At 61.0% G+C, this 24,562-nt stretch carries 22 protein-coding genes and 4 tRNA genes; 17 read left to right on the plus strand and 9 right to left on the minus strand.

Annotation, left to right across the window (positions count from 1 at the left end; translation table 11 throughout):
* The first annotated feature begins 10 nt into the window (after window positions 1-10).
* Together lnt and DTJ15_RS08325 are read left to right on the plus strand one after the other, a co-directional pair.
* Window positions 11-1,546: an apolipoprotein N-acyltransferase gene (gene lnt / locus DTJ15_RS08320; RefSeq protein WP_249109823.1), complete on the plus strand. Its 1,536-nt coding sequence runs from the start codon at window positions 11-13 to the stop codon at window positions 1,544-1,546.
* Between the two features lie 91 nt (window positions 1,547-1,637).
* Window positions 1,638-2,105, plus strand: coding sequence for a helix-turn-helix domain-containing protein (locus DTJ15_RS08325; RefSeq protein WP_043558903.1), 468 nt, complete (start codon window positions 1,638-1,640; stop codon window positions 2,103-2,105).
* A gap of 21 nt (window positions 2,106-2,126) precedes the next feature.
* On the opposite strand, the gene DTJ15_RS08330 is transcribed toward DTJ15_RS08325, so the two are convergent.
* Window positions 2,127-2,789: a protein tyrosine phosphatase gene (locus DTJ15_RS08330; protein ID WP_249109824.1), complete on the minus strand. Its 663-nt coding sequence runs from the start codon at window positions 2,787-2,789 to the stop codon at window positions 2,127-2,129.
* A 63-nt stretch (window positions 2,790-2,852) separates the two neighbouring features.
* Here DTJ15_RS08330 and DTJ15_RS08335 point away from each other — a divergent pair, with 63 nt between their 5' ends.
* A complete protein-coding gene (locus DTJ15_RS08335; RefSeq protein ID WP_081562899.1) occupies window positions 2,853-3,227 on the plus strand; it encodes a hypothetical protein in 375 nt (124 codons plus the stop codon).
* Between the two features lie 29 nt (window positions 3,228-3,256).
* On the opposite strand, the gene DTJ15_RS08340 is transcribed toward DTJ15_RS08335, so the two are convergent.
* The 3 genes from DTJ15_RS08340 to DTJ15_RS08350 form a co-directional block, all read right to left on the minus strand.
* Window positions 3,257-3,439, minus strand: coding sequence for a Trm112 family protein (locus tag DTJ15_RS08340; RefSeq protein WP_043558894.1), 183 nt, complete (start codon window positions 3,437-3,439; stop codon window positions 3,257-3,259).
* Window positions 3,440-3,531: 92 nt separating this feature from the next.
* A complete protein-coding gene (locus tag DTJ15_RS08345) occupies window positions 3,532-4,209 on the minus strand; it encodes an LON peptidase substrate-binding domain-containing protein (RefSeq protein ID WP_043558892.1) in 678 nt (225 codons plus the stop codon).
* A gap of 89 nt (window positions 4,210-4,298) precedes the next feature.
* Complete coding sequence (locus DTJ15_RS08350) at window positions 4,299-5,219, minus strand: tetratricopeptide repeat protein (protein ID WP_103765619.1); 921 nt, start codon at window positions 5,217-5,219, stop codon at window positions 4,299-4,301.
* Between the two features lie 175 nt (window positions 5,220-5,394).
* Here DTJ15_RS08350 and DTJ15_RS08355 point away from each other — a divergent pair.
* A tRNA-Gly gene (locus DTJ15_RS08355) sits at window positions 5,395-5,469 on the plus strand.
* A 38-nt stretch (window positions 5,470-5,507) separates the two neighbouring features.
* Window positions 5,508-5,582 (plus strand) — tRNA-Gly (locus DTJ15_RS08360).
* A 137-nt stretch (window positions 5,583-5,719) separates the two neighbouring features.
* Here DTJ15_RS08360 and ppa read toward each other — a convergent pair.
* Window positions 5,720-6,244: an inorganic diphosphatase gene (ppa, locus tag DTJ15_RS08365; protein ID WP_043559301.1), complete on the minus strand. Its 525-nt coding sequence runs from the start codon at window positions 6,242-6,244 to the stop codon at window positions 5,720-5,722.
* A gap of 205 nt (window positions 6,245-6,449) precedes the next feature.
* On the opposite strand from ppa, the gene DTJ15_RS08370 reads away from it, so the two are divergent.
* The 8 genes from DTJ15_RS08370 (at window position 6,450) to DTJ15_RS08405 (ending at window position 13,835) form a co-directional block, all read left to right on the plus strand.
* Window positions 6,450-6,523: transfer RNA gene (locus tag DTJ15_RS08370), tRNA-Ile, on the plus strand.
* Window positions 6,524-6,639: 116 nt separating this feature from the next.
* Window positions 6,640-8,319 carry an energy-dependent translational throttle protein EttA gene (gene ettA, locus DTJ15_RS08375; protein ID WP_043558883.1) on the plus strand — a complete coding sequence of 560 codons (1,680 nt, stop codon included), beginning with the start codon at window positions 6,640-6,642 and terminating at the stop codon, window positions 8,317-8,319.
* Window positions 8,320-8,340: 21 nt separating this feature from the next.
* Entirely contained in the window at window positions 8,341-8,850 is a 510-nt protein-coding gene (locus DTJ15_RS08380) for a GNAT family N-acetyltransferase (protein ID WP_043558880.1), read from the plus strand.
* A gap of 45 nt (window positions 8,851-8,895) precedes the next feature.
* The gene (argC, locus tag DTJ15_RS08385; RefSeq protein WP_081563428.1) at window positions 8,896-9,807 is read left to right on the plus strand and encodes an N-acetyl-gamma-glutamyl-phosphate reductase; all 912 of its coding nucleotides are present in this window, start codon (window positions 8,896-8,898) and stop codon (window positions 9,805-9,807) included.
* A gap of 112 nt (window positions 9,808-9,919) precedes the next feature.
* Window positions 9,920-10,004: transfer RNA gene (locus DTJ15_RS08390), tRNA-Leu, on the plus strand.
* Window positions 10,005-10,188: 184 nt separating this feature from the next.
* Window positions 10,189-11,355 carry a phosphoserine transaminase gene (locus DTJ15_RS08395; protein WP_043559294.1) on the plus strand — a complete coding sequence of 389 codons (1,167 nt, stop codon included), beginning with the start codon at window positions 10,189-10,191 and terminating at the stop codon, window positions 11,353-11,355.
* Entirely contained in the window at window positions 11,352-12,497 is a 1,146-nt protein-coding gene (locus DTJ15_RS08400) for an ATP phosphoribosyltransferase regulatory subunit (RefSeq protein ID WP_043558877.1), read from the plus strand. Before DTJ15_RS08395 ends, DTJ15_RS08400 begins: the two co-directional genes overlap by 4 nt.
* 48 nt (window positions 12,498-12,545) lie before the next feature.
* Window positions 12,546-13,835, plus strand: a complete 1,290-nt coding sequence (locus tag DTJ15_RS08405) for an adenylosuccinate synthase (RefSeq protein WP_043558873.1) — start codon at window positions 12,546-12,548, stop codon at window positions 13,833-13,835.
* Window positions 13,836-14,160: 325 nt separating this feature from the next.
* On the opposite strand, the gene ftsY is transcribed toward DTJ15_RS08405, so the two are convergent.
* The 3 genes from ftsY to dapF are packed head-to-tail and all read right to left on the minus strand — an operon-like array spanning window position 14,161 to window position 17,140.
* Window positions 14,161-15,075: a signal recognition particle-docking protein FtsY gene (ftsY, locus tag DTJ15_RS08410; RefSeq protein ID WP_081562896.1), complete on the minus strand. Its 915-nt coding sequence runs from the start codon at window positions 15,073-15,075 to the stop codon at window positions 14,161-14,163.
* Between the two features lie 44 nt (window positions 15,076-15,119).
* A complete protein-coding gene (locus DTJ15_RS08415; RefSeq protein ID WP_248461090.1) occupies window positions 15,120-16,334 on the minus strand; it encodes a MiaB/RimO family radical SAM methylthiotransferase in 1,215 nt (404 codons plus the stop codon).
* Entirely contained in the window at window positions 16,331-17,140 is an 810-nt protein-coding gene (gene dapF / locus DTJ15_RS08420) for a diaminopimelate epimerase (RefSeq protein ID WP_043559290.1), read from the minus strand. Before dapF ends, DTJ15_RS08415 begins: the two co-directional genes overlap by 4 nt.
* A gap of 174 nt (window positions 17,141-17,314) precedes the next feature.
* Here dapF and DTJ15_RS08425 point away from each other — a divergent pair, with 174 nt between their 5' ends.
* Window positions 17,315-17,950: a class I SAM-dependent methyltransferase gene (locus tag DTJ15_RS08425; protein WP_227449724.1), complete on the plus strand. Its 636-nt coding sequence runs from the start codon at window positions 17,315-17,317 to the stop codon at window positions 17,948-17,950.
* Window positions 17,951-18,082: 132 nt separating this feature from the next.
* On the plus strand, window positions 18,083-19,888 hold the full coding sequence (locus DTJ15_RS08430) for a DEAD/DEAH box helicase (protein ID WP_192848762.1): 1,806 nt from the start codon (window positions 18,083-18,085) through the stop codon (window positions 19,886-19,888).
* Between the two features lie 32 nt (window positions 19,889-19,920).
* On the opposite strand, the gene DTJ15_RS08435 is transcribed toward DTJ15_RS08430, so the two are convergent.
* A complete protein-coding gene (locus DTJ15_RS08435; RefSeq protein ID WP_154981022.1) occupies window positions 19,921-20,682 on the minus strand; it encodes an SDR family NAD(P)-dependent oxidoreductase in 762 nt (253 codons plus the stop codon).
* Between the two features lie 83 nt (window positions 20,683-20,765).
* Here DTJ15_RS08435 and DTJ15_RS08440 point away from each other — a divergent pair, with 83 nt between their 5' ends.
* The gene (locus DTJ15_RS08440) at window positions 20,766-21,374 is read left to right on the plus strand and encodes a YqgE/AlgH family protein (RefSeq protein ID WP_043558854.1); all 609 of its coding nucleotides are present in this window, start codon (window positions 20,766-20,768) and stop codon (window positions 21,372-21,374) included.
* Between the two features lie 234 nt (window positions 21,375-21,608).
* Window positions 21,609-24,209, plus strand: a complete 2,601-nt coding sequence (gene clpB / locus DTJ15_RS08445; RefSeq protein ID WP_249109825.1) for an ATP-dependent chaperone ClpB — start codon at window positions 21,609-21,611, stop codon at window positions 24,207-24,209.
* The last annotated feature ends 353 nt before the right edge of the window (window positions 24,210-24,562 follow it).

Raw genomic sequence — 24,562 nt, forward strand, 5'->3', positions numbered from 1 at the left:
AGGGATTTCCATGGTGGTGAAGGCATTGTGCTCCCTTCCACAGCAGGGAGGGTGGCGCGGCGCCGTCTTCATGTTGGTTCTGGGGGCGGTGGCAGCGTTGGCTCTGCCACCGCTCTGTTTTTTTCCGATTCTGCCTTTGGCATTGGGGCTGTTCTACAAGGCTGTCTGTGCCGCACCGGGGCACCGTCAGGCTGCCCTGTGGGGATTCCTTTTCGGGATGGGGTATCATACGGCGGGTCTTTACTGGCTGACCAATGCAATCCTGACCCGGGTGCATGAGTTCTGGTGGGTGGTGCCTTTTGCAGCGCCTGGTGTTGCGCTGCTCATTGCACCTCTCGTGATGGTTCCGGCCCTGCTCTGTCGCTCCGTACCGCCGGGCTGGCCACGTGTGGCGATGTTCGCCGGGAGCTGGACGTTGGCCGACATGGCCCGGGTTTTCTATTTTTCCGGTTTCCCCTGGAATCCTCTGGGCAGTGCGCTAGAAGTCCCAGGATGGCTGGGGGATTGGCTCATTCAGCCAGCGTCCCTGATCGGTGTGGATGGGCTGACGCTTCTGCTGGTGCTGGCTTCACTGGCCGTATGGCAGGGACGGCGGGGGCTGCTGGCCGTGGTCGCCTGTGCAGGTCTCTGGTGTGGCTGGGGGGCATGGCGTGCTGGGCATGAGGCCGTTCTGCCGGGGCATGTCAATCCGGCTGTCGTGGTTGTGCAGGGCAACGTGACAGAAGATGAGGTGCTGGGGCGGGATGATGCGGTTTCACAGTTCCGGTCTTATCTGGAGCTGACAGCGCAGGGCGTGAGAGATGCGCAGCGCCTGGTGCCGGGACGCCCGGCTGTTGTCGTCTGGCCGGAATCTGCTTTCCCCGGTCTTCTGGAGGAGGAAGGCTGGGCAAGGCAGGCCATTGCCGCCGCTGCCTCCGGGGCACCGGTATTGCTTGGGTCGGACAGGCGTGCCGCCGGTGTGGATCGCTGGTACAATAGTCTGATGGCTCTGGCCCCGGATGGACACATAGAGGCCATTTATGACAAAAGCCGTCTGGTTCCGTTTGGAGAGTATGACCCCTGGATACTGCCCTTCCACCTGCTGCCGGCCGAGGTGGTGCCGGGCCCGGGGTTGATGACCTGGAACCTGCCACAGGTTGGTCGTGTCGGTCCCATGGTCTGTTATGAGATCGTGTTTTCTGGTGGTGTTGTGGCACCGGGGCAGCGGCCAGACTGGCTGCTGACGATCTCCAACGATGCCTGGTATGGCAACAGTGCCGGGCCGAGGCAGCATCTGGCAACAGGGCGGCTGCGTGCCGTGGAAGAAGGGTTGCCGGTTGTTTTTGTCAATAACCGTGGTGTGTCTGCCATTTATGATGCCCGTGGCAGGGAAGTTGGGCGAACGGAATGGGGCAGGGAACAGGTGCTTGTACGCCCTCTTCCGGGACCGGAAGCAAAAACATTTTTTGCTTTGCTGGGGCGCTGGATACCGGCGCTGATGTCTCTGCTGTTTGTGGGGGCCGCTCTCGTCGGGCGGTGGTTTGATGAAAAGGGCAGATCGGTGTAGCCTGAAAAAATTGAAAATATAATTTATTGTTAACCACTATCGATGAAGAGTAGAAACCTTTTGACCTGATTTTTATTGAGGTTCGTGATTGATGACAGAACTAGCGTCGTTTGTCGATGCACATGTTGGCAAACGTATCCGGCTTCTTCGGGGGCTGCGGAAATTTTCACAGGAAAAACTGGCCAAGGCACTTGGTATCACTTTTCAGCAGGTTCAGAAATATGAGCGTGGGGCAAACCGCGTCGGGGCGGGTCGTCTGTATGAGCTGGCCCAGGTTCTTGAAGTGCCGGTAGGTTTCTTTTTTGACGAGCTGGATGGTTTCGCCAGTCCCGCAGCAGGACCGGGGAATCTTCAGGAAGAACAGGCTCCCTTCCAGAAGGATGATGGGGGCGGGGAGAAAATGGCTGAGGCCCCCCAGGAGAAAAATGGGAGCGGTATAGAGCTGCTCATGTTGCCGGAAACAATGGAACTGGCACAGGCCTATTACAGTATCCGGGAGGAGAAGATCCGTCAGCAGCTCATGAATTTCATCCGGGATGTGGCCAGACGGTCCAGATGAGGGGGGTGGAAGCGGAGAGGGCTACTCTCGCCGCAGGATGGCATCGTTGAGAAAGGCGCTGAAGCGCCCGGCCCTGTAGGCGTTCCGTAGCGCTTCTTCGTCATATTCCTGTTTCACCCAGTCGATGAAAGGCAGACGACCTTCTGCCGTTTTCTGGTAGAGCTGGAAAAAGGCATCCAGAATTCCCGTGCGGGACCGACGGAAATGCAGGAAGCGCCAGTGCAGATGCTTCAGGGCATTTTCGGCCGTTCCACCTTCAAAGAGGATCACCAGTCCGCTGGCAAGCCCGGCCCTGTCCGCTCCGGACTTGCAATGTAGCAGCAGGGGGAACCGGGCTGTTTCATAGAGCTCATGGAAGCGGAGAATACGGTCCTTGTGGGGGGCATTGCGGCTCTCGAAGGCCATGTCGAGATAGGGGAGGTCCAGTCTCTGGCAGGCCTCCCGCCCCAGGGCATCGGCACCACAGTGCCGGTGTCCCCGCAGGTTGATGACCATGACAAGCCCCAATGTCCTGCGCCAGCGGTGCAGTCGGCCCGGTGTGGGATGGTTGCTGCGCCAGACACGTCCCGGCACGACAGGGGCCAGATTTGTCCAGACCAGCCGGAAGATGGCATGGTCCACAAACAGGGCGTCATGCCAGGCGCGCAGCCGCCGTGCAGGGGTGGAAAGGGTACCTTTGAACATGCCTGTTCTTTTCACGCCTGTGGGTCTTCGTCAATTGGGCAGAAGTGCTATAGGGTGAAGGTCATGAGGCTGCCTTTTCCCCCTGTCCTGTCTGTCCGTCCGGTATGCCGGGTCCTGTGGCCCTGTCTGCTGGGCTGTACCCTGATGGCAGGCTGTGCGACGGAAGAAGAAGATGCCCCTGTCCGGCACCTGCCCAAAGCGGACATGACGGAGGCCTATCCCAGAAAACCGTTCCGGGAGCTTCATCATCCCATGCCGCCTTATTCAGGCGGGATGGTGCCCATGGTGCAGGCCATACAGCCCACGCCAGATGAAATTTCCGGTCGGACTGTTCATACGGCTGAAGGTGGCAGCGCTGGTGGTGATGATCTGCCGCATTTCCCTGCACAGACCCATACCGAGGCGTCTTACGGGGCTCCTGCACCTAGGCAGAAATAGATTGGCGATCCGTCAGGGACGGGTAGGAATCAGTCCTCCAGTTTCGTGGCCTGTTCCGGCAGCATGACGGGGATGCCATCCCGTACGGGAAAGGCCAGTCCGGCCCGGGGACTGATGATGCTGTTGCTGGCCGGGTCGTAATGTACGGGGCCTTTCGTGACGGGGCAGACGAGGCGGGCCAGCAGTTCTGGGGATGGAGAGGTGTGGGTCATGATGATTTTTCAGTCCATGCGGTTGGGGGCGAAGGGTACCTGAAAGCACCCTGAGACAGGGAACCAGCCTTACATGATGGCATGCTCATCGCCTAGCGGGACAGTTCGTCCAGAAGGTGGCTGGCCCGTTCCGTCGTGTCCGGGCATTCCAGCAGTTTCTGTTTCACCCCGGCGGAGAAGGGGAGCAGCATGGGCAGCATCGTCAGCAGGGTGTTGTCGTCCAGTTTCTTCAGATTTTCCCAGTTGATGGCCATGGCATGGCGCTCGCCATAGTTTTTCAGGACGATGGAAAGATCTTCACGGTCGAGATTCAGGGAAGGGTTCTCCAGCAGGTCGTGGGAGAAAGGCATGGCATTGATGCGCCCTTCCCGCCAGCCCCTGTCAGTCAGCCTGTCCTGTAGCAGGCGGAAGCGGCAGACCCCTGTAAGGGTGATGAAGAACTGCCCGCTTTCCTGCTCCATGAAGGAGGTTACCCGCCCTATGGTGCCGACATGCTCCAGTGGAGGGGCCATGTCGCCGTAACGGGCCGTTTCGGAGGGCTGGATGATGCCGATGAGCCGATGCTGGGCGAGGCAGTCTTCCAGAAGGGTCAGGTAGCGGGGTTCAAAGATGGTCAGGGGAAGCTGCCCCTGCGGCAGAAGAATCGTGCTGCCCAGGGGCAGCAGGCCGATTCGGGGGGGCAGGTCCGCCAGTGTCATGTCTGTCAGGACGGGGATCCGGCGTCTGGAGCCGCAGGGTGTGTCATGGGCAGGGTGGTGGGCATCAGGCATGGGGCGTCTCCTCCAGCGGGGCAGGCAGGGACTGCATCATGGATGGACCATTTCCCTGCATATGGTCGTGTCTGTGCCGGATCATCCGGTCATGAGAATAACAGGGAGGACAGTTTGCGCCGTGCCGCCAGGGTGGCGGGGTCTGCCATGCCCCAGGCTTCAAAAAATTTCAGAAGTTCGGCCCTGGCAGCCTGTCCGGCTCCTTCCCTGTCCCGGGCGATGATGTCCAGCAGGCGCTGGGCCGCTTCCTCCCGCTGGCCCGTGCCATTCAGTGCTTTGGCCAGCTCTGTCTGAAGGGCAGCATCGTCAGGGGACTGCTCCAGTTTCTGGCGGATTTCATCGATCCTTCCGGCGCTGTCCCGGCCTTCCTGATAGAGTTTCAGGCTGCTCAGGGCGCTGGTGATCAGGGGCTCCCCGCCAATGGATTCGGGAATCTGGGAGGCTGCTTCTTCTGCGCCTTCCGGGTCATCCATGGCGATCATGCAGCGGATCAGCCCACCCCACCCTGCCGGATGCTCCGGTTCACTTTCCAGCACGGCGGCGTAGAGGTTGGTGGCCTCAGCCAGCTCACCTTCTTTGAGGGCGGAGTCAGCCATTTTCAGCTGTTCGGCAACGGGCATGGCCTGTCCGCTGTCCTTCAGGAGCTGTTCAATGAAGGCCCGGATACCGCTTTCCGGCTGTACACCTTGCAGGAGGTCCCGTACCTGCCCCTGCCAGAAGGCAACCACTACCGGGATGGACTGTATGGGCAGGCCCATCTGCACCAGCTGGCTGACCAGTGGCCGGTTGGCGGTTACATCCAGCCGTACCAGCTTCACCCGGCCTTCCGTGGTCTGGACGAGTTTTTCCAGCACGGGGGAGAGCTTTTTGCAGGAAGCGGATGAGGCCGCCCAGAACTCCACAAGAACCGGCGTGTTCCTGCTGGCCTCGACAACCTGTTCCATGAAGTTTGACTGGTCCACCTCCATGGTTCGGGAGGGGCTGCTGGATGGGAAAAGGGCTTCTGTCATGGTCGGCAACCTCTGTCAGCTGGCGGGGGAGTCTGTCACAATCGCTCCAGTTAAAATTGTTTCCACAGGGCATGGAGGCAAGGGGGGCAGAACCTTCAAAAAAGGAAAATAAAAATGTGTTGGGGGGGATTGCGTCGGGAGCTTCTTTGAGGCATAAGCCTCCCACCGACAGCATGCGGGCGTAGCTCAGGGGTAGAGCACAACCTTGCCAAGGTTGGGGTCGAGGGTTCGAATCCCTTCGCCCGCTCCAGATTTCAGGGTCTGGAGAGCTGCTGGTGACAATGTGATGCGGGCGTAGCTCAGGGGTAGAGCACAACCTTGCCAAGGTTGGGGTCGAGGGTTCGAATCCCTTCGCCCGCTCCAGAAAGACGGAAGAACCACTTTGCCGGATCGGGTGAGGTGGTTTTTTTGTGTCTGCCGTTTTTCCCGGTCCTGCTGAATGGACATAAAAAACGGACAGTCCCCGAAGGGACTGCCCGACTTTCCAGCAGCAGTAAAGATTACTTCTTTGCCGCAGCAATGGCGGCTTCGATGACCTTGCCAGCCTCGGCCTTGTCGCCCCAGCCGGAAACCTTCACCCATTTGTTGGGCTCGAGGTCCTTGTAACGCTCGAAGAAGTGGGCGATGGCCTTCAGCGTGATTTCCGGCAGCTGGTCGAGAGAGTCGATCTTGCTGAACTGCGGATGAATCTTGTCATGCGGTACGCAGATCAGTTTTTCGTCCTGTCCGCTTTCATCTTCCATCTTCAGCACGCCGATTGGGCGGGAGCGGATGACACTGCCGGGGAGGACATCAGCCGGGGTCAGGACCAGCGCATCCACCGGGTCACCATCAGCGGCCAGCGTGTTGGGGATGAAGCCATAGGCTGCCGGATAGGCCATCGGCGTGAAGAGGAAACGGTCCACGAAGATGGCGCCGCTGTCCTTGTCCACTTCGTACTTGACCTGGGACCCCTGTGGAATCTCGATCACGACGTTGATGTCATGCGGCACATCCTTGCCGGGGGAAATCTTGGTAACGTCCATCGTCTGCTCCATCCGTGTCTGTGGGTGATGTGATGGGCGCATTATTAATGAATATGCCCGGTGTTGTATATGTGTATTGCCTGCGGCCTCTCTGCTGCGGTGAAGTCGGGAAAAAGAAAGCGCATTATTTGCCCTGTCAGGCGTGTTTTTGCCCCGCAGGGGCTTGAAAAAAAACTGCGTATGAGCGATGTGGCGAAATGTCTGTGCGCCTGTAGCTCAATTGGTTAGAGCTGGCCGCTCATAACGGCTAGGTTGCGGGTTCGAGTCCTGCCGGGCGCAGGTGACGCCTCCATGCATGTGGAGCCGCCTGTATTTGTTGGGAAACGCCCCGGGCGAGAGGGGGCACAGTCCTGCTTCCTGCCTTTTCGTTCGTGTGTTCTAGAGGAGACCGTTCCATGGCCGCCTATCAGTATGTCTATGTCATGAAGGACGTCACAAAGTCCTATCCGGGCGGCCGTGAGGTGTTCAAGGGGATCACGCTCTCCTTCCTGCCGGGGGTGAAGATCGGTATCCTCGGGGTGAACGGCGCAGGTAAGTCCACCCTGCTGAAGATCATGGCTGGAATCGAGAAAGAATTCGGCGGTGAGGCCTGGGCTGCCGAAGGTGTCCGCATCGGCTATCTGGAGCAGGAGCCGCAGCTGGACCCGAACCTGACCGTGGGCGAGAACGCTGCACAGGGCTTCGGTGCGCTGAAGAAGGCCGTGGAGCGTTTCAATGAAATCTCCATGAAGTTTGCCGAGCCCATGTCCGATGAGGAGATGAACGACCTTCTCGCCGAGCAGGCCGAGCTTCAGGAAAAGATTGATGCCGAGGATGGCTGGGAGCTGGACCGTCATCTGGAGATCGCTCTGGATGCGCTGCGCTGCCCTCCGGCGGACAGCCCGGTGGACAAGCTCTCCGGTGGTGAGAAGCGCCGTGTGGCCCTGTGCCGCCTGCTGCTGGAGAAGCCCGACATCCTGCTGCTTGATGAGCCGACCAACCATCTGGACGCCGAGAGCGTGGCATGGCTCGAAAAGACCCTGCGTGAGTACAAGGGCACCGTGATGGTCATTACCCATGACCGTTACTTCCTCGACAACGTCACCAACTGGATTCTCGAGATCGAGCGTGGCCGTGGCTATCCGTTCGAGGGCAATTACTCGTCCTGGCTGGAGCAGAAGCGCAAGCGGCTGGCTCAGGAAGAGAAAGAGGAAAGCTCCCGCCAGCGTGCCCTCGCAGCGGAACAGCAGTGGATCGCCAGCTCGCCCAAGGCCCGCCAGGCCAAGAGCAAGGCCCGTATCACCCGTTATGAGGAAATGCTGGCTGCCGGGCAGGAAGCTGCTGGAGGCACGGCGGACATCGTCATCACGCCCGGTCCCCGTCTGGGGCAGACGGTCATCGAGGCCGAGAATCTCTGCAAGGGCTTTGGTGACCGCCAGCTGATCGACAATCTCAATTTCAAGCTGCCGCCGGGTGGCATCGTGGGGGTCATCGGGCCGAATGGTGCTGGCAAGTCCACACTCTTCAAGATGATTACCGGGCAGGAACAGCCTGATTCAGGCTCCCTGAAGATCGGCGATACGGTCAAGCTGGGCTATGTTGACCAGTCCCGTAATGATCTGGACGACAGCAAGACCGTCTGGGAAGAAATCTCCGGCGGAACGGACGTCATCCATCTGGGCAAGCGGGCCGTGCCGTCCCGTGCCTATGTCGGGGCTTTCAACTTCAAGGGGCCGGACCAGCAGAAGCGTCTGGGCGTCCTCTCCGGTGGTGAGCGCAACCGTGTCCATCTGGCCAAGATGCTCAAGGAGGACAACAACGTCCTGCTGCTCGACGAACCGACCAACGATCTGGATGTCGATACGCTCCGTGCGCTGGAGGATGCTCTGGAATCCTTCGCAGGCTGCGCCGTGGTCATCAGCCATGACCGCTGGTTCCTCGACCGTCTGGCCACGCATATCCTCGCTTTTGAGGGGGACAGCCACGTGGAGTGGTTCGAAGGCAACTTCCAGCAGTACGAGGAAGACAAACGCCGCCGTCTGGGGCCTGATTCCACGGAGCCGAGCCGCATCCGTTACCGCCCCATCGCCCGCTGATCGCCGTCCGGGCGGCATGTTGTGCTAGGCAATGAGCTGCGGACAGCCCGCCTGATCCTCCGCCCGGTCAACTGGCCGGACATGGAGGACATGGCACGGCTGAAAGCGGATGTCGGGGCGTTCGGGGCCATGCTGGGTGGTGTGCGGACCCGTGTCCGGGCGGAAGCCGAGATGGCCGAGGATGTGGCTTTCTGGGCCGAGCGGGGCATCGGCATCTTTTCCATTTTTGAGGAGGGGCGTTTTGTCGGCATGACGGGCGTGCATGAACGCCCCGATGGCCGGGGAATCGGCCTGCGTTTTGCCCTGTTCCCGTGGGCTGCCGGGCGTGGCATCGCCCGTGAGGCCGCTGGTACGGCCCTCACCTTTGTTCTGGATGCGGGGGTGGAGCGTGTCGTTGCCGTCGCCCGTGAGGATAACCGGCCTTCCCGCATCGTGCTGGGTAGCATCGGCATGAGTCTGCTTGACCAGTTCGAGCGGGACGGGCACATCATGCTTCTGTATGAAAAGAGGCGGATGCTGTTCCAGTGGTGAATGGCACCGCCCCGGTCAGGGGCAGGCAACAGGGAAGCCGGGACGATGACGACGCACATATTCATTGATGGTGAGGCAGGCACGACGGGCCTGGGGATTCGCCGCCGTGTCGAGGCCGTGGCGGATCGTCATGACCTGAAGCTGCTGAGCATCGATCCTGCCCAGCGGAAGGATCCGCAGGCCCGTCGTGCCCTCATGGCGCAGGCTGATATCACCGTGTTGTGTCTGCCGGACGATGCCGCCCGTGAGGCCGTGGCCCTTGGCCAGGATACCGGGACACGGTTTCTGGATGCCAGCACGGCCCATCGTGTGCATCCAGACTGGGTCTATGGCCTGCCGGAGCTGGATGCCACCCAGCCGGAACGGATCAGGAAGGCCCGGTTTGTCAGCAATCCCGGCTGTTATGCTACAGGGGCCATTGCCCTGCTTCGCCCGCTGGTTCAGGCGGGGCTGCTGCCGGTGGATGCCCATGTCTCCATCAATGCGGTGTCCGGTTATAGCGGTGGTGGCCGCACGATGATCGAGCAGCAGGAGGAGGCGGGTGGTCCGGCTTTCTTCCTCTACGGCCTGAACCTTCAGCACAAGCACCTGCCGGAAATGACGCAGTATGGCGGCCTGACCCGCAACCCGCTGTTCGTGCCGTCTGTCGGGCATTTCCCGCAGGGAATGATCGTGTCCATTCCGCTGCATCTGGTATCTCTCCCCGGTGTACCGATGATCGAGGACGTCACGGCTGTTCTCAGAGAGTTCTACAGGGATGCGAAAACCATCCGTGTTGTGGAGTCCGAGCCGAAGCTGGTGGCTGAAGCCATGGCGGGCCGGGATGACATGGAGCTGCGTGTGAGTGGCCATAGCGGGCAGGCCCTTCTGACAGCGTCTCTGGACAATCTTGGCAAGGGGGCTTCCGGTGCGGCCATGCGTAACATCCTGTTGATGAGTGGGCAGGACATCACCTGAAGGGTCGGGCAGCCTATCCGATTTTTTTTCGGGCCGCTCTCTGGCCCTTTGTGCCGGGATATCTTATAAGCAGGACGTTTTCTGCGCCCCGTGGGGCGCAGGCAGATCATGGGCGAGAGTGGCGGAACTGGTAGACGCAGTCGGCTCAAAATCGACCGCCGCAAGGCATAGGGGTTCGAGTCCCCTCTTTCGCACCATTTTTACAGGTCATGACAGTAGAGTGATGTGGCGGCCTGGCCTGGATGAGCTGGCTTGACCCCTTCTGGTGCCTGTGACACCTAGGAAAAAAGTAACCGTTTGCCGTGAGGGGCCGCTGTCGCCTGCCTGTGGTGGGGACGTATGGTTTCTTGCGCCTTCTGAATCATGGATGACCTGCCAATCATGACCGCAGCCAAGCCTTCGCACCGTCCTCAGCGGCCCTATTTTTCATCCGGCCCATGTGTCAAACGTCCGGGCTGGACACCAGAGGCCCTGAAGGGGGCCTTCCTCGGGCGGTCCCATCGTGCGGCAGAGGGACGGGCACGGCTCCATGAGGTCATCACCCGGTCGGCGGCCCTGCTGGGCATACCGGAGGACTGGCAGGTCGGCATCGTGCCGGCCTCCGACACGGGAGCCGTGGAGATGATTCTCTGGGCACTGGCAGGCCAGCGTGGCATGGATGTCCTGTCCTTTGAGAGCTTTTCTGGCACGTGGGCGCAGGACCTGAAGGACATCCTGAAGCTGGAAGACCTGCGTGTTCTGGAGGCTCCCTATGGCGAGCTGCCTGACATGGCGCAGATCGACTGGTCCCGTGATGTGGTGCTGACATGGAATGGCACGACATCAGGTGTCTGCATCCCCTCCGTGGAGAGCGTTCCGGCGCAGCATGATGGCCTCGTGATCTGTGATGCCACCTCGGCGGCCTTTGCGATGGACCTGCCGTGGGACCGGCTGGATGTCGTCACATGGTCCTGGCAGAAGGCCCTGGGTGGTGAGGCAGCTCATGGCATGGTGGCCCTTAGCCCGAAGGCGGTCCGGCGGCTGGAAGAAGGCAGCCAGAGGCCGCTGCCCAAGATTTTCCGCCTGACCAATAAAAAAGGGCTGAATGAGGCCATCTTCCGGGGGGACACCATCAACACGCCGTCCATGCTTTGCGTGGAGGATGCGCTGGATGGTCTGCGCTGGGCCGAGTCCGTTGGTGGACTGGAGGCCCTGAAGGCCCGTTCCCGCAAGAATCTGTCCGTCGTGGAACGCTGGGTAGCGGCTCGTGACTGGGTAGCTTTCCTCAGTGAGAAGAAAGAGACACGCTCCTGCACTTCCATCTGCCTGAAGATCATCGCTCCGTGGTTCGAGGCACTGGATGATGCGGCACGGTCCAAGGTCATCAAGACCATGACGGGCCTGCTGGAGGAGGAAAAGGCCGGATACGATCTGGCCGGTTATCGTGATGCGCCCGCCGGTCTGCGCATCTGGGGCGGAGCCACGGTGGAAGCCGAGGATATTGAGGCCCTTCTGCCCTGGCTGGACTGGGCTTTTGCCCGTATTGAAGAGAAGTTTGCTGCGTCATGATCAACGGTCCCGAGACATCCAGTCCCGCCCTGCTGCCGATGGGGTTCGTGGACCTTCTCCCTGCCGAGGCAGAGGCGGAGGCCCGTGGCCTTGCTGAAGTGATGGACGTGTTTTCGTGCCATGGGTATGAGCGTGTCCGTCCGCCTCTGCTGGAGTTTGAGGGCTCCCTGCTGAGCGGGGCCGGTGAAGCCCTGGCGGAGCAGAGTTTCCGTCTGCTGGACCCGTCCTCTCACCGGATGATGGCCCTGCGGCCGGACATGACGACCCAGATTGCCCGCATTGCTGCGGTGCGGATGCAGGATAGTCCCCGCCCGCTGCGTCTCTCCTATGCGGGGGATTGTGTGGTGATCGGCACGCTCGGTCGTGAGGGACAGCGGCAGATATCGCAGGCCGGGATTGAGCTGATTGGCCCGGACAGGGCCGAGGCGGATGCCGAGGTGATCGCCCTCGGAGCAGAGGCTCTGGCCCGTCTGGGTATTGCCAATGTGTCCTTCGACCTTTCCATGCCTGTCATGATCTGGAGCCTGATTGAGGACAGTTTCTCCGGCGTCGAGCGGGACAGCATCATTCATGCTCTGGACAGGCGGGATGCAGCCGCCGTGCGGGACTGTGGCGGCCCGTGGGCGGAGCTTCTTCTGGGCATGATGGCGGCTGTTGGCCCTGCCGCCATCGCTCTGGAAAAGCTGGCGATGCTGGACTTCCCCGACATGCTGAAACCTCATGTCGAACGGCTGAAGGCTGATGTGGCGGCGATTCTGGCCCGTCTGCCGGATGCCCGCCTGACAGTGGACCCGGTGGATTTCCGGGGCTGGCGGTACCATACGGGGGTCTGCGTGACGGTTTTTGCCATGCATTCCCGTGAGGAGCTGGGACGTGGCGGCCGCTATCTGGCCGGAGAGGAGCCCGCCTGCGGGCTGACCCTCAACCCCCATGCCTTTTTGCGGGTTGCGGAAAAGCCGAAGCGGCGGCAGCGCTGCCTCGTTCCGCCCGTAATGGCGCAGAAAGACTTGTCCAGCCTGCATGAGGCAGGCTATGCCACGATCGCATCGCTTGGGGAATCAGGCGAGATGGAGCAGGAGGCGCATCATCTGCGGTGCAGCCATATCTGGAAAGATGGAAAACCCGTCGTACTGGCACGCTGAGGTGCAGGCAGGGGCCGCCATCGTGAGACGTTGAGGGAAGACATTCTTATGGCCAATGTTACCGTAATCGGAACCCAGTGGGGCGATGAGGGTAAAGGCAAGATCGTTGACTGGCTGGCCAGCCGGGCCGATATCGTTGTCCGCTTTCAGGGCGGGCACAATGCCGGCCATACGCTGGTCGTGAACGATCAGGTCTACAAGCTTTCCCTGCTTCCTTCCGGTCTGGTTGGCGGGAAGATTGGCGTCATCGGCAATGGCGTGGTGGTGGACCCCAAGGCCCTGATGAGCGAGATCGACCGTGTGACGGAACAGGGACTGACCGTCACGCCGGAAACGCTCTGGATCGCCGAGACGGCCCCTCTCATCCTGCCCCTGCATGGTGCGCTGGACCGTGCCCGTGAGGTTGCCCGTGGCAACCACAAGATCGGCACGACAGGCCGTGGCATTGGTCCGGCCTATGAGGACAAGGTGGCCCGCCGGGCCATCCGCATCTGCGATCTGTCCGAGCCTGAAACGCTGGACTGGAAGATCGACGAGCTGCTGCTCCACCACAACACGCTTCTGGCCGGTCTGGGAGCGGAAACCTTCACCAAGCAGCAGATTCTGGACTTCCTGAAGGAGATCACGCCCCGTCTCCTGCCCTATGCCTGCTGTGCGTGGGACCGTCTGGCCGAGGCGGACCGGGCTGGCAAGCGTATCCTCTTCGAGGGGGCACAGGCTGTCATGCTGGATGTGGACCACGGGACCTATCCTTTCGTGACAAGCTCCAACACGGTGGCGGCCATTGCGGCTTCCGGCAGCGGCATGAGCCCGAAATCCGTCGGGTTCGTGCTGGGCATTGCCAAGGCTTACACAACCCGTGTTGGTGAAGGGCCTTTCCCTTCCGAGCTGTTTGATGAGGTCGGAAAGGGCATGGCCGAACGTGGGCGTGAGTTCGGGACCGTAACGGGCCGTCCCCGCCGCTGTGGCTGGTTCGATGCGGCCATGGTCCGCCGGGCCGTGCGTGTTGGTGGCGTGAGTGGCGTGGCCCTGACGAAGCTGGACATTCTGGATGGCATGAAGGAAGTGTCCATCTGCGTCGGTTATGAGCTGGACGGCCAGAAGATTGACAGTTTCCCCTCCGCACCGGGGGCCCAGGCCCGTGTGAAGCCCATTCTGGAGACCATGCCGGGCTGGAATGAGACAACCGGTGGTGCCCGTTCCTGGGCAGAACTGCCGGCGCAGGCCATCAAGTATGTCCGCCGCATTGAGGAGCTGATCGGCACGCCGGTCACCCTGCTGTCCACCAGCCCGGAACGTGAGGACACCATCCTTGTGACGGATCCTTTCGAGGGCTGATCAGTCGTCAGGTCATGTTGGATGAAGGCCAGCCCTGTAGAGGCTGGCCTTTTTATTTTGGTCGAATGACAGCTTTCTTCAGGCGGGAAGAGATAAAAAAAGGAGTGTCCAGTTTCTGGGCACTCCCTTTTCTGTCTGATGTCCTGTTGAGGAGAGCCTGACTGCCGTTCAGGCCTTGTTGTCGGGAAACAGCCTGTCCAGCAGTTTCTTCAAAACCTTTCCGACAACGACAGTCATGACTGTTTCGACCGCAAATCTCAAAAGTGCTCTGAACATGAGAAAATGCCTCCTTCTGGGCAGATGGTCATATCGTGACGGGGACAGGTTACGCCGTTTTGGCGTCGCCGACCAGCCCACGGGCATAATCTTCGGCAGAGAATGGCCGTAAATCCTCGGCCTGTTCGCCAACGCCGACAAGGTGGACAGGCAGTTTGAACTGTTCGGCCAGAGCCACCACGATTCCACCACGGGCGGAACCATCCAGCTTGGTCACGACCAGTCCACTGACATTCACAAGCTCCCGGAAGACCCGCACCTGCTCAATGGCATTCTGCCCGGTTGTGGCATCCAGCACCAGCAGGACGCTATGGGGCGCAGAGGGGTCAAATTTCTGCATCACACGGATGATCTTGGCCAGTTCATCCATCAGGGCCTGTCGGTTATGCAGGCGGCCCGCCGTGTCCACGAGGAGCAGATCGGCCTTTTCCTCCGTGGCCCGTTTCAGTCCGTCATAGGCCAGTCCGGCGGCATCGCCGCCCGGTTTGCCGGAGATTACCGGGGAGCCTGTGCGCTCCCCCCATATCTGGAGCTGTTCGACTGCTGCCGCCCGGAAGGTATCGCCCGCCACCATCATGACGGACCTGCCCTGCTGGTGATACTGATGGGCGATCTTGCCGATGGTCGTGGTCTTGCCCACACCATTGACGCCCACCACCAGAACGACATGCGGTTTCTTGCTGTCGTCCAGTTTGAAAGGCTGGGCTACGGGTTCCAGAACCCGGGAAATCTCGGCGGCCAGTGTCTGGCGGATTTCCTCCGGGGTGATGTGCTCCCCGAAGCTCTTCTCACGGAACTGTTCGATGATCCGTCCGGCCACGGCAGGACCGAGATCGGCAGCGATCAGCTCGTCTTCAAGCTCTTCCAGCGTTTCATCATCAAGTTGCCGTTTGACAAACACCGCATTGAGGCGTGCGCTTGAACGGGACAGACCCTGTTTGAGTCGAGAAAAAAATCCAGCCATGACTGTCGAATTGGTGTGAGAAGGGGGGAGCCGTCAAGCCCTGTTCAGGGGATTTCTGCCATGAGCATACCATCCTGCACAGCTGTGATGCGGATGCGCTCCAGCCGTCCCCGGTGGGATGGTTGCGCTTGCGGAAGTGTGAAGGCGGCAAATTCGGGTGTATGGCCGGTTGTCGGGCTTTCCATGAGGACGGTTTTTTCCTGCCCGACAAAGCGGTTCAGGAAACGGTCCCGTATGGTCTGGCCCAGTGCCCGCAGTCTGGCGGCCCGTTCCTGCCTTGTGGCTTTCGGCATGGCGGGCATACGGGCTGCCGGGGTTCCGGGGCGTTCGCTGTAAGGGAAGACATGGAGGAAGGGAATGGCCTGCTCTGCCAGAAAATCGTACGTTTCCTGAAAGAGGGCATCCGTCTCGGTGGGGAAGCCGGCAATCACATCAGCTCCGAAGCCGGTATCAGGCCGCAGATGGCGGACCTGTGCGATCAGTCCGGCTACGTCAGCTGTATTATGGCGGCGTTTCATGCGTTTCAGGATCAGGTCGGAGCCCGCCTGAAGGGAAAGATGCAGATGCGGCATGAAGCGGGGCTCATCAGCGATCAGGTCCCAGAGGGCCTTGTCCCCTGTATCTGGCGTGAGAAGCATGGGGTCGATGGAGGAGAGACGCAGGCGGGCAATTTCCGGCACTTCATCCAGCAGATGGCGGCAGAGCTGGCCCAGCCCCATATCCTTCTGCTGCCATGAGGCAATGTCCACGCCTGTCAGGACAATTTCACAATGTCCCGCTTCTGCAAGAGCCCGGGCCTTGGGGATGATCTCCCCGGGAGGCATGGAGGTGGACTGCCCCCGGCCCGCCGGAATGACGCAGAATGTGCAGTCATTGTCGCAGCCCTGCTGAACCTGGAGAAGGGCCCGGATGTAGCGGGATGGTGGGGGAGCCTGCCCTGCCTCATCAGGCAGGCCCCATGTGGCAGGGAGCGTCTTTTCCGTATTGGGAATCACCCGGCTGACACCGGGCAGGGCAGCCCATGCATCTGCGGCCCGCTCGGAGGCGCAGCCTGTCACGATGATGCGGGCTGCCGGATTTTCCCGGTGTGCACGGCGGATGGTCTGGCGGGCCTGCCGCTCGGCCTCTGCCGTCACCGTGCAGGTATTGACGATGATGGTCTCTTCGTCCCGCATCTGCCCCAGGCGGGCCAGATGCTCCATGGCATCGCTTTCATGGGCGTTCAGGCGGCAGCCGAAGGTGAGAAGGGTGACGCTCATGGTGTGGTGGTCTGTCCTTTTTCCAGCCAGCTCTCATCCAGCGTGCCGGTGAAAACGGTCTGGGCCGGGCCGGTCATCAGGACGGAGCCATCATCCTGCCATGTGATGGTCAGGGAGCCACATTCCATGGTGACACGGCATGTCCGTTCCACAAGGCCACGCCGTGCTGCATTGACGACCGCTGCGCAGGCGCCTGATCCGCAGGCAAGGGTCAACCCGGCACCCCGCTCCCAGACCCGCAGGCGGATGTGGGTGGGGGAGAGAATTTCCGCAAAGCCGATATTGGCCCGTTCCGGGAAGAGGGGATCGGTTTCCAGAACTGGTCCCAGAGCGGCGGCATCTTCAATGGAGCGGAACAGTGTGAGATGGGGATTGCCCATGGAGCAGGCTGCTCCGTCGTGAAGGGGGAGACGGGCCGTGTCGCATTCCCGGGCGAGAGGGATGGTCTGCCAGTCCAGGTGGGGCGTGCCCATGAGGACGGAAATCAGCCCGTTTTTCTGCGATGTGGGGAGCAGGCCATTCTGTGTCTGAAGGGTTGGGCTGCCGCCCAGCAGGGCCGCAACGCAGCGGGAGGCATTGCCGCAGGCACCGGCCTCTGAGCCGTCCGGGTTGAAGAAGCGGACCCGCACGTCCGCACCATCCCGTGTTGGGGCGGAAAGTGTCACAAGCTGGTCGCAGCCGATGCCCGTGCGGCGGTCGCAGAGGCGGCTGATGAGTGTGGTGGAGGGGGATAGTGGTGTCGTTCTGCCATCCAGAATGACAAAATCATTCCCCAACCCATGCATTTTCGTGAAGGAAACGCCCATGATGCCCCTCTGAGACGTGATGAAACCGCCTCTTTCTATAATGTTGCATGGCCGGGGTAAAATGAAGCCTTCCTGCTGCCGGTCTGTTTTTCCTGCCGGGGCAGGCATTGTTCAGGAATCCAGCTGCCCTATATTAAGAGCCGACAGCAAGGAACAAGCCGAAAAGGGGAAGGCGTGCAGGGCCTACACGAAAAAGCATTCACACAGGCATCTTCAGAGCCGGATGAGGCTTTCTGGGCCCGGCAGGAGCTGGATTCCCTGATGGATATGGGAGCCCGCACGGCCATTACTGCCCTTTACCGTACCGCCCTGCCCGTGGGGGGGCGGACGCTGGACCTGATGTGCGGGGCCATGAGCCATCTGCCGGAGGATGCCACCTTTCAGGAATTCATCGGGCTGGATGTCAGCAAGGCGGCTCTCAAGGCCAATCAGGCCCTGAGCAGCGCTGTGGAACAGGACCTCAACAGCACGCCTGTCCTGCCGTTTGATGAGGCGAGTTTTGATGGAGCTCTCCTTTGTGATGGGCTGGCCTATCTGACAAAGCCGCAGCAGGTCATCGAAGAGCTGTTCCGTGTTCTGCGGCCCGGTGCGCCGCTGATCATCAGTTTTTCCGACAGATTCGTACCGGCCAAGGCCGTGGCCATCTGGCAGGCGCTGGAGCCGGAAGACCGGGTCCGTTTCACCAGTGCCCTCATGCAGCGGGCCGGTTTTGCGGAGCTGGATACCGGTGAGGTTGTCCCGCCGGAAGACCTTACAGCATGGCAGGATACGGTTCGGGCTGTCATTGGCCGCCGTCCTGTGGCAGGTTGAGCTGTAATCCAGCTTTTCAATATGGTGGTGGATCGTCTCTGGCCTTGCAGGGCAGAAAGGGGTATTCACCGTTTTTCTGGCTGCCACAAACTGGTTCGTGGCAGCATGTGTATGACCGAGTGTTCGTTGACGATGCCTTTTCCCGATACCCATCCCGCCCTGACCCGTGCTTTGGCTGCACGTGGCTATGAACAGCCAACGCCTGTACAGGAGGCCGTGCTGGAGCCGGGGCTGGAAGGGCGTGATCTGCTCGTCTCTGCGCAGACGGGCTCTGGCAAGACAGTGGCTTTTGGCCTCGCCTTTGCGACCGATCTGCTGACGGAAGGGGACAGGATGGCCCCGACCCGCTCCCCGCTGGCGCTGGTGATTGCCCCGACCCGTGAGCTTGCCATGCAGGTTCAGACAGAACTTTCATGGCTTTATGCCGAGACCGGGGCCCGTATCGCCAGCTGCATCGGTGGGACCGATGCCCGCCGTGAGGCCCGCTCTCTGGAGCGTGGTGCTCATATCGTGGTTGGTACGCCGGGCCGTCTGTGTGACCATCTCTCCCGTGGCAAGCTGGACCTGACGGGCCTGCGTGCCGTTGTGCTGGATGAAGCTGACGAGATGCTGGACATGGGCTTCCGTGAGGAGCTGGAACAGCTGCTGGATGCATCCCCGAAGGAACGCCGCACCCTGCTGTTTTCCGCTACCATCGCTCGGGAAATCGCCTCCCTGGCACGGCGCTATCAGCAGGACGCCAAGCGGATTGATACGGTCTCCGGCCAGAAGCAGCATGCCGACATCACCCATCGCTGCGTGGTGACGGCCCCGCAGGAAGTGGAGCGGTCGCTTGTCAACGTGCTGCGGTATTATGAAAGCCAGACAGCCATGGTGTTCTGCAACACCCGCCTGCTGGTGAATCAGGTTCAGGCAGCCCTGCTGGAGCGGGGCTTTGCCTCCGTCGCCATTTCCGGTGAGATGGGGCAGAATGAGCGGTCTCGTGCCATCGAGAGCCTGCGCTCCGGTGCGGCCCGTGTCTGCGTGGCTACCGATGTGGCGGCCCGTGGCATTGATGTCCCGGCCCTCGGCCTGGTTGTCCATGCCAGTGTGCCGTCTTCTTCCGACACGTTCCTGCATCGTTCCGGCCGGACAGGTCGTGCAGGGCGCAAGGGCGTGAGCGTGCTGATGGTACCATTCAACCAGCGGCGCAAGGCGGAGCGTGTTCTGGCGCAGGCCCGTGTGAAGGCTGAGTGGGAGCCGGTACCAACGGCAGAGGCCATTGCCGAGCAGGATGCACAGCGTCTGCTGGAAGATCCGATCCTGACCGGGGAAGCCTCCGTTGCCGTGCCGGAAGAGATCGTGGCCAAGCTGACAGAACGTTTCGATGCCACCCAGCTGGCCCGGGCTCTGGTAGGGTTCCACAAGGCGCATCTGCCCCGTGTGGAAGATATCCGCCCTGTGTCTGTCGAGCCACCAGCCCGTGGTGCTGCCCGTGAAGGGGGACGTGGGTATGAGATGGCTGGTTCGTGGTTCCGCCTTGGCGTAGGGCGTAGTGAAAAGGCCGATCCCAAATGGCTGATTCCGCTCATCTGCCGTCTTGGTGGCGTGCAGAAGCGGGATATTGGCAATATCTGCATCCAGCAGGATGACACGCTCTTCCAGATTTCTGATGAAAAGCTGGCCCGCTTCAATGCCTGTCGGGCAGGAGCAGAGCAGGACGAGGTGACCATTGAGCCAGCCGAGGCTCCTGCCGGTGGGGCCGGTCCCCGCCGGGGTCGTGGTGGCCCGCCGGGTGGGCGTCGCTTTGGTGCACCGAAAGGGCGTTTTGGTGGCCCCGGTGGCGGGGGACGTCGTGAGGGGCGTGAAGGTCGGGAAGGGGGCCGTGGCCCGTCATCCTTCAAACGTCGTTCCGGCCCGGCCCGCAGCGGCGAGAAATCCACCCGCCGCCGGAGCTGATTCCATCGCCGTTGAAGTGGAGAGGGAGGGGGTTACCCCTCCTTTTTCATGACGGCCAGCCCGCCAGATGCCTGACAGACGGGCATGATCTCCAGATGGTTCACGTTCATGTGGGTCGGCAGGCCAATCAGCCATGAGACGGTTTCTGCAATATCGGCAGGCATCAGTGGTGTGGTGTTTTCATAGACGGCCCGTGCCTTTGCATCATCACGCAGCCGCACGTTGCTGAACTCACTGCCACCCACAAGGCCGGGTTCGATGGTCGTGACACGCAGTGGCGTGCCCAGCAGGTCGGTCCGCAGATTCTTCATGAACTGGGAGACGAAGGCTTTCGTCGCCCCATAGACATTCCCGCCCCGATAGGCGTAATGACCCGCCGTACTGCCGATGGAGAGGATGTAACCGCGCTCCCGTTCTATCATGCCGGGGAGCAGGGCGTGGGTGATCTCCACGAGGCCGGAGATGTTTGTGTCGATCATGGTTTCCCAGTCATCCACGCTGGAGTCCTGTGCGGGTGTGACGCCCAGTGCCAGCCCGGCATTGTTGATGAGAACATCCACATGGCGCCAGCCCTCTGGCAGGGTTTCAGGCAGGGCGCGCAGGGCGTCCCGGTCGCTCATGTCCAGTGTGAGGGGGAGGAGGCTGGTGCCGAGTGTCTCATGCAGGTTGCTCAGCCGTTCACTCCGGCGCCCCGTGGCGATGACACGGTGCCCCTCCCGGACCAGCCGTGTGGCGATGCTTCTGCCGAACCCGGATGTGGCGCCCGTCACGAGGATGGTCTGTGGCTGGGTCATTGTGGGAACTCCGTGTATGAAGAATGAAAAACAGAACTGTCTTCTGTTATGCTGGACGCATCCCCTGTTTGTAAGAGGTGTTCATGCCGATTCTTGAGCCGATCGAGACATTGACGGGCCGTTTGCTGGTTGCCACCCCTGTTCTGGCAGGGACCGAATTTGCCCAGACGGTCATCTATCTCTGCGCCCATTCCGCCGAGGATGGAGCCATGGGGATGATTGTCAATCGTCGGCTGACCCACCCGGACATCAGTGCGTTGCTGCGCCATCTGGATGTATCGCCCAACCCGCCGCAGCGTCTTTTTGGTGTGGGTGTTGGCGGGCCGGTGGAGCCGGGGCGGGGTTTTGTTCTCCATTCGCCGGAAGGTGGAGGCCTTGGGCGTGGCAGGACAGGCAGCCGCATGACCGTCCTGCCGGATGAGCCGCCCGTGGCAGAAGTCAGTGCCAGCATCGAGATGATCCGGGAGCTGGCGGCAGGCCGGGGGCCACGGCAGGCCATGCTGCTGCTTGGCCATGCCGCATGGGCCGCCGGGCAGCTTGAAGAAGAGATTCTCCATGGCAATGCCTGGTATGTTGTTCCGGCTGATGAAGATATTGTCTTTGGAGCGGATCCCTCCACAAAATGGCAGCGTGCGCTGGAGAGTGTAGGGCTGGAACCGTCCTCACTTACGGCTTCAGTGGGGGAGGCATAAGGTTTCTGCGGGGCTGCCTTTCTATTGCCTGCCTTCTGTTTTGGTCTCAGACTTTACCAGTCTGAAAGGTCCCGGAATCTCCTTGCAGACAGGCGTTTTTGTGGGTGAATCCAGAAACGCCCTCTTGAAACCGATGTGATCGTGCCTAAATTTTAGGCACGGTCTGTCGCCATATCGGGGCAGGCTGAACAGTCATCGCTGCCAAGGATGGGGCGAGAAGGAGAGGCAAATATCATGGATATTCAGAAATTTACGGAGCGGAGCCAGGGGTTCATTCAGGCTGCCCAGACCATTGCCCTGCGAGACTATCACCAGCAGCTGACGCCGGAGCATCTGCTCAAGGCCCTGCTGGATGACGAGCAGGGAGCGGCGACAGGGCTGATCCGTGCCGCAGGCGGGGACCCGAAGGTCGTCCGGCAGGCCAATGATGCGGCCCTGGCCAAACTGCCGGCTGTGCAGGGCAGCGGAGCGTCCCAGCCCCAGCCGACGCCTGACTTCGTGCGGGTGCTGGATGGTGCGGAGGCGGCTGCCAAGGCGGCTGGTGACAGTTTCGTGGCGCAGGACCGTCTGCTGGCAGGCATTGCGGCCAGCAGGACACCGGCCGGTGAGGCCCTGCGGCAGGGCGGGGCGTCTGCTCAGGCTCTGGAAAAGGCGATTGCGACCGTCCGCAAAGGGCGGACCGTGGATTCGGCCTCGGCAGAAAACAATTTTGATGCGCTGAAGAAATATGCCCGTGACGTGACGGCTCAGGCGCAGGAAGGCAAGCTGGACCCGGTCATCGGGCGTGACGAGGAAATCCGCCGGGCCATTCAGGTTTTGGCACGCCGCAGCAAGAACAATCCCGTGCTGATTGGTGAACCCGGTGTTGGCAAGACCGCCATCGTGGAGGGGCTGGCCCTGCGTATCGTCAATGGCGATGTGCCGGAGGCTCTGCGCAACAAGAAGCTGCTTTCTCTCGACATGGGGGCACTGATTGCCGGTGCGAAATATCAGGGTGAGTTTGAGGAACGCCTGAAGGCTGTCCTCAAGGAGATTGAGAGTGCCGAGGGGCAGATCATCCTCTTCATCGATGAGATGCATACGCTCGTTGGCGCAGGGCGTTCCAGCGGGGCGATGGATGCGTCCAATCTCATCAAGCCGGAACTGGCCCGGGGTGTGCTGCACTGCCTTGGCGCCACGACTCTGGATGAGTACCGCAAATATATCGAGAAGGACGCTGCGCTGGCCCGCCGCTTCCAGCCGGTCTTTGTGGGTGAGCCGTCCGTTGCGGACACGATCTCCATCCTGCGTGGGATCAAGGAGAAGTACGAGCTGCATCATGGGGTGCGGATCACCGACAATGCACTGGTTTCCGCAGCGACCCTGTCCAACCGGTATATCACGGACCGCTTCCTGCCGGACAAGGCCATCGATCTGATTGACGAAGCCGCCAGCCGCCTGCGGATGCAGATCGACAGCAAGCCTGAGGCTCTGGATGAGCTGGACCGCCGCATCATCCAGCTGAAGATCGAGCGTGAGGCCATCCGCAAGGAGGATGACACGGCCTCCCGTGAGCGTCTGGAAGCTCTGGAAGCTGAACTGGCTGACCTTCAGGAGAAGTCTGATGCGATGAGTGCGGCCTGGCATGCGGAGAAAGACCGCATGAATGCCGTGCAGAAATACAAGGAAGAGCTTGACCACGCCCGGTCCGAGGTTGAGGTGGCGCAGCGCCAGGGAAATCTCCAGCGGGCATCCGAGCTGATGTACAGCCGTATTCCGGAGCTGGAACGTCAGATCGAACAGGCCCAGCAGGAAGAGGCTCAGTCTGACGGCAATACGCTGTTCGCTGATACCGTGACGGATCAGGGAATCGCCGCCGTTGTGTCCCGTTGGACCGGCGTGCCGGTGGACCGGATGCTGGAAGGTGAGCGTTCCAAGCTCATGCGGATGGAGTCCGTGCTGCGTGAGCGTGTCGTGGGGCAGGAATCGGCTCTGGTGGCCGTGTCCAATGCCGTGCGCCGTGCCCGTGCCGGGTTGCAGGACCCCAACCGCCCGATCGGTTCCTTCCTGTTCCTTGGTCCGACCGGTGTGGGCAAGACCGAGCTTGCCAAGACGCTGGCGCAGTTCCTCTTTGATGATGAACGTGCCCTGCTGCGGATCGACATGAGCGAGTTCATGGAGAAGCACTCCGTCTCCCGTCTGATCGGTGCCCCTCCGGGGTATGTCGGTTACGATGAGGGTGGCGTGCTGACCGAGGCCGTGCGGCGTCGTCCCTATCAGGTCATCCTCTTTGATGAGGTGGAGAAGGCGCATGAGGATGTCTTCAACATCCTGCTTCAGGTGCTGGATGATGGCCGCCTGACGGACGGGCAGGGTCGTGTGGTGGATTTCCGCAATACGATCATCGTGCTGACCAGCAATCTTGGTTCCGAGGTTCTGGCGCATCAGAAGGATGGTGAATCAACCGAATCCGTGCGGAATGAGGTGATGGAGGTTGTCCGGGCGCATTTCCGGCCGGAATTCCTGAACCGTCTGGACGAGATCATTCTCTTCTCCCGTCTCCAGCGGGCGGACATGGGCCAGATCGTGGAGATTCAGCTGGGCCGCCTGCGGCATCTTCTGGCTGATCGCAAGATCACCCTGTCTCTGGATGAGAAGGCACGGGAGTGGATGGCCGAGGCTGGGTATGATCCGGTCTATGGTGCCCGTCCGCTGAAGAGGGTGATCCAGCGTGAGTTGCAGAACCCTCTGGCCGGTCTCCTGCTGGAAGGGACCATCCATGACGGAGATGAGGTGACCATCTCGGCCAATGATCAGGGACTGCTCATAAATGGACATTCGGCAGCCCAGAGCTGAATGGCGTGATGGAAGGCCGCCCCGCAGGGGGCGGCCTTTTTTCTGTTGTCGATTCTTTTTGGTGGGGTGATTCGCCGGGGGCTGTGTTTTTGGGGTTGGGTGGCGGTTTTCTGGGGTTTTTGAAGGGTTTGTGAAGAAACTTTGAGAAAGTTTCGGGAATCGTGTTGACCGTATGGGGGTGGGTGCGTATAAGCCCATTCACCGGCGGCGCTGGAGCGGAAGTTTCGGGGCGGCTGGGGTGGTCATTGACAAGAGAATATGGGTTATAAAGTAGAGACTGGAAGGGATATGTTGGCGGCGTTTTCGTTAGCGAAGGCTGATGGAAGACGGAAGCTGATGTATCTGACTTTAAG

The organism is Parasaccharibacter sp. TMW 2.1891 (genome assembly GCF_023337675.1).
Taxonomy (GTDB): Bacteria; Pseudomonadota; Alphaproteobacteria; order Acetobacterales; family Acetobacteraceae; genus Bombella; species Bombella apis.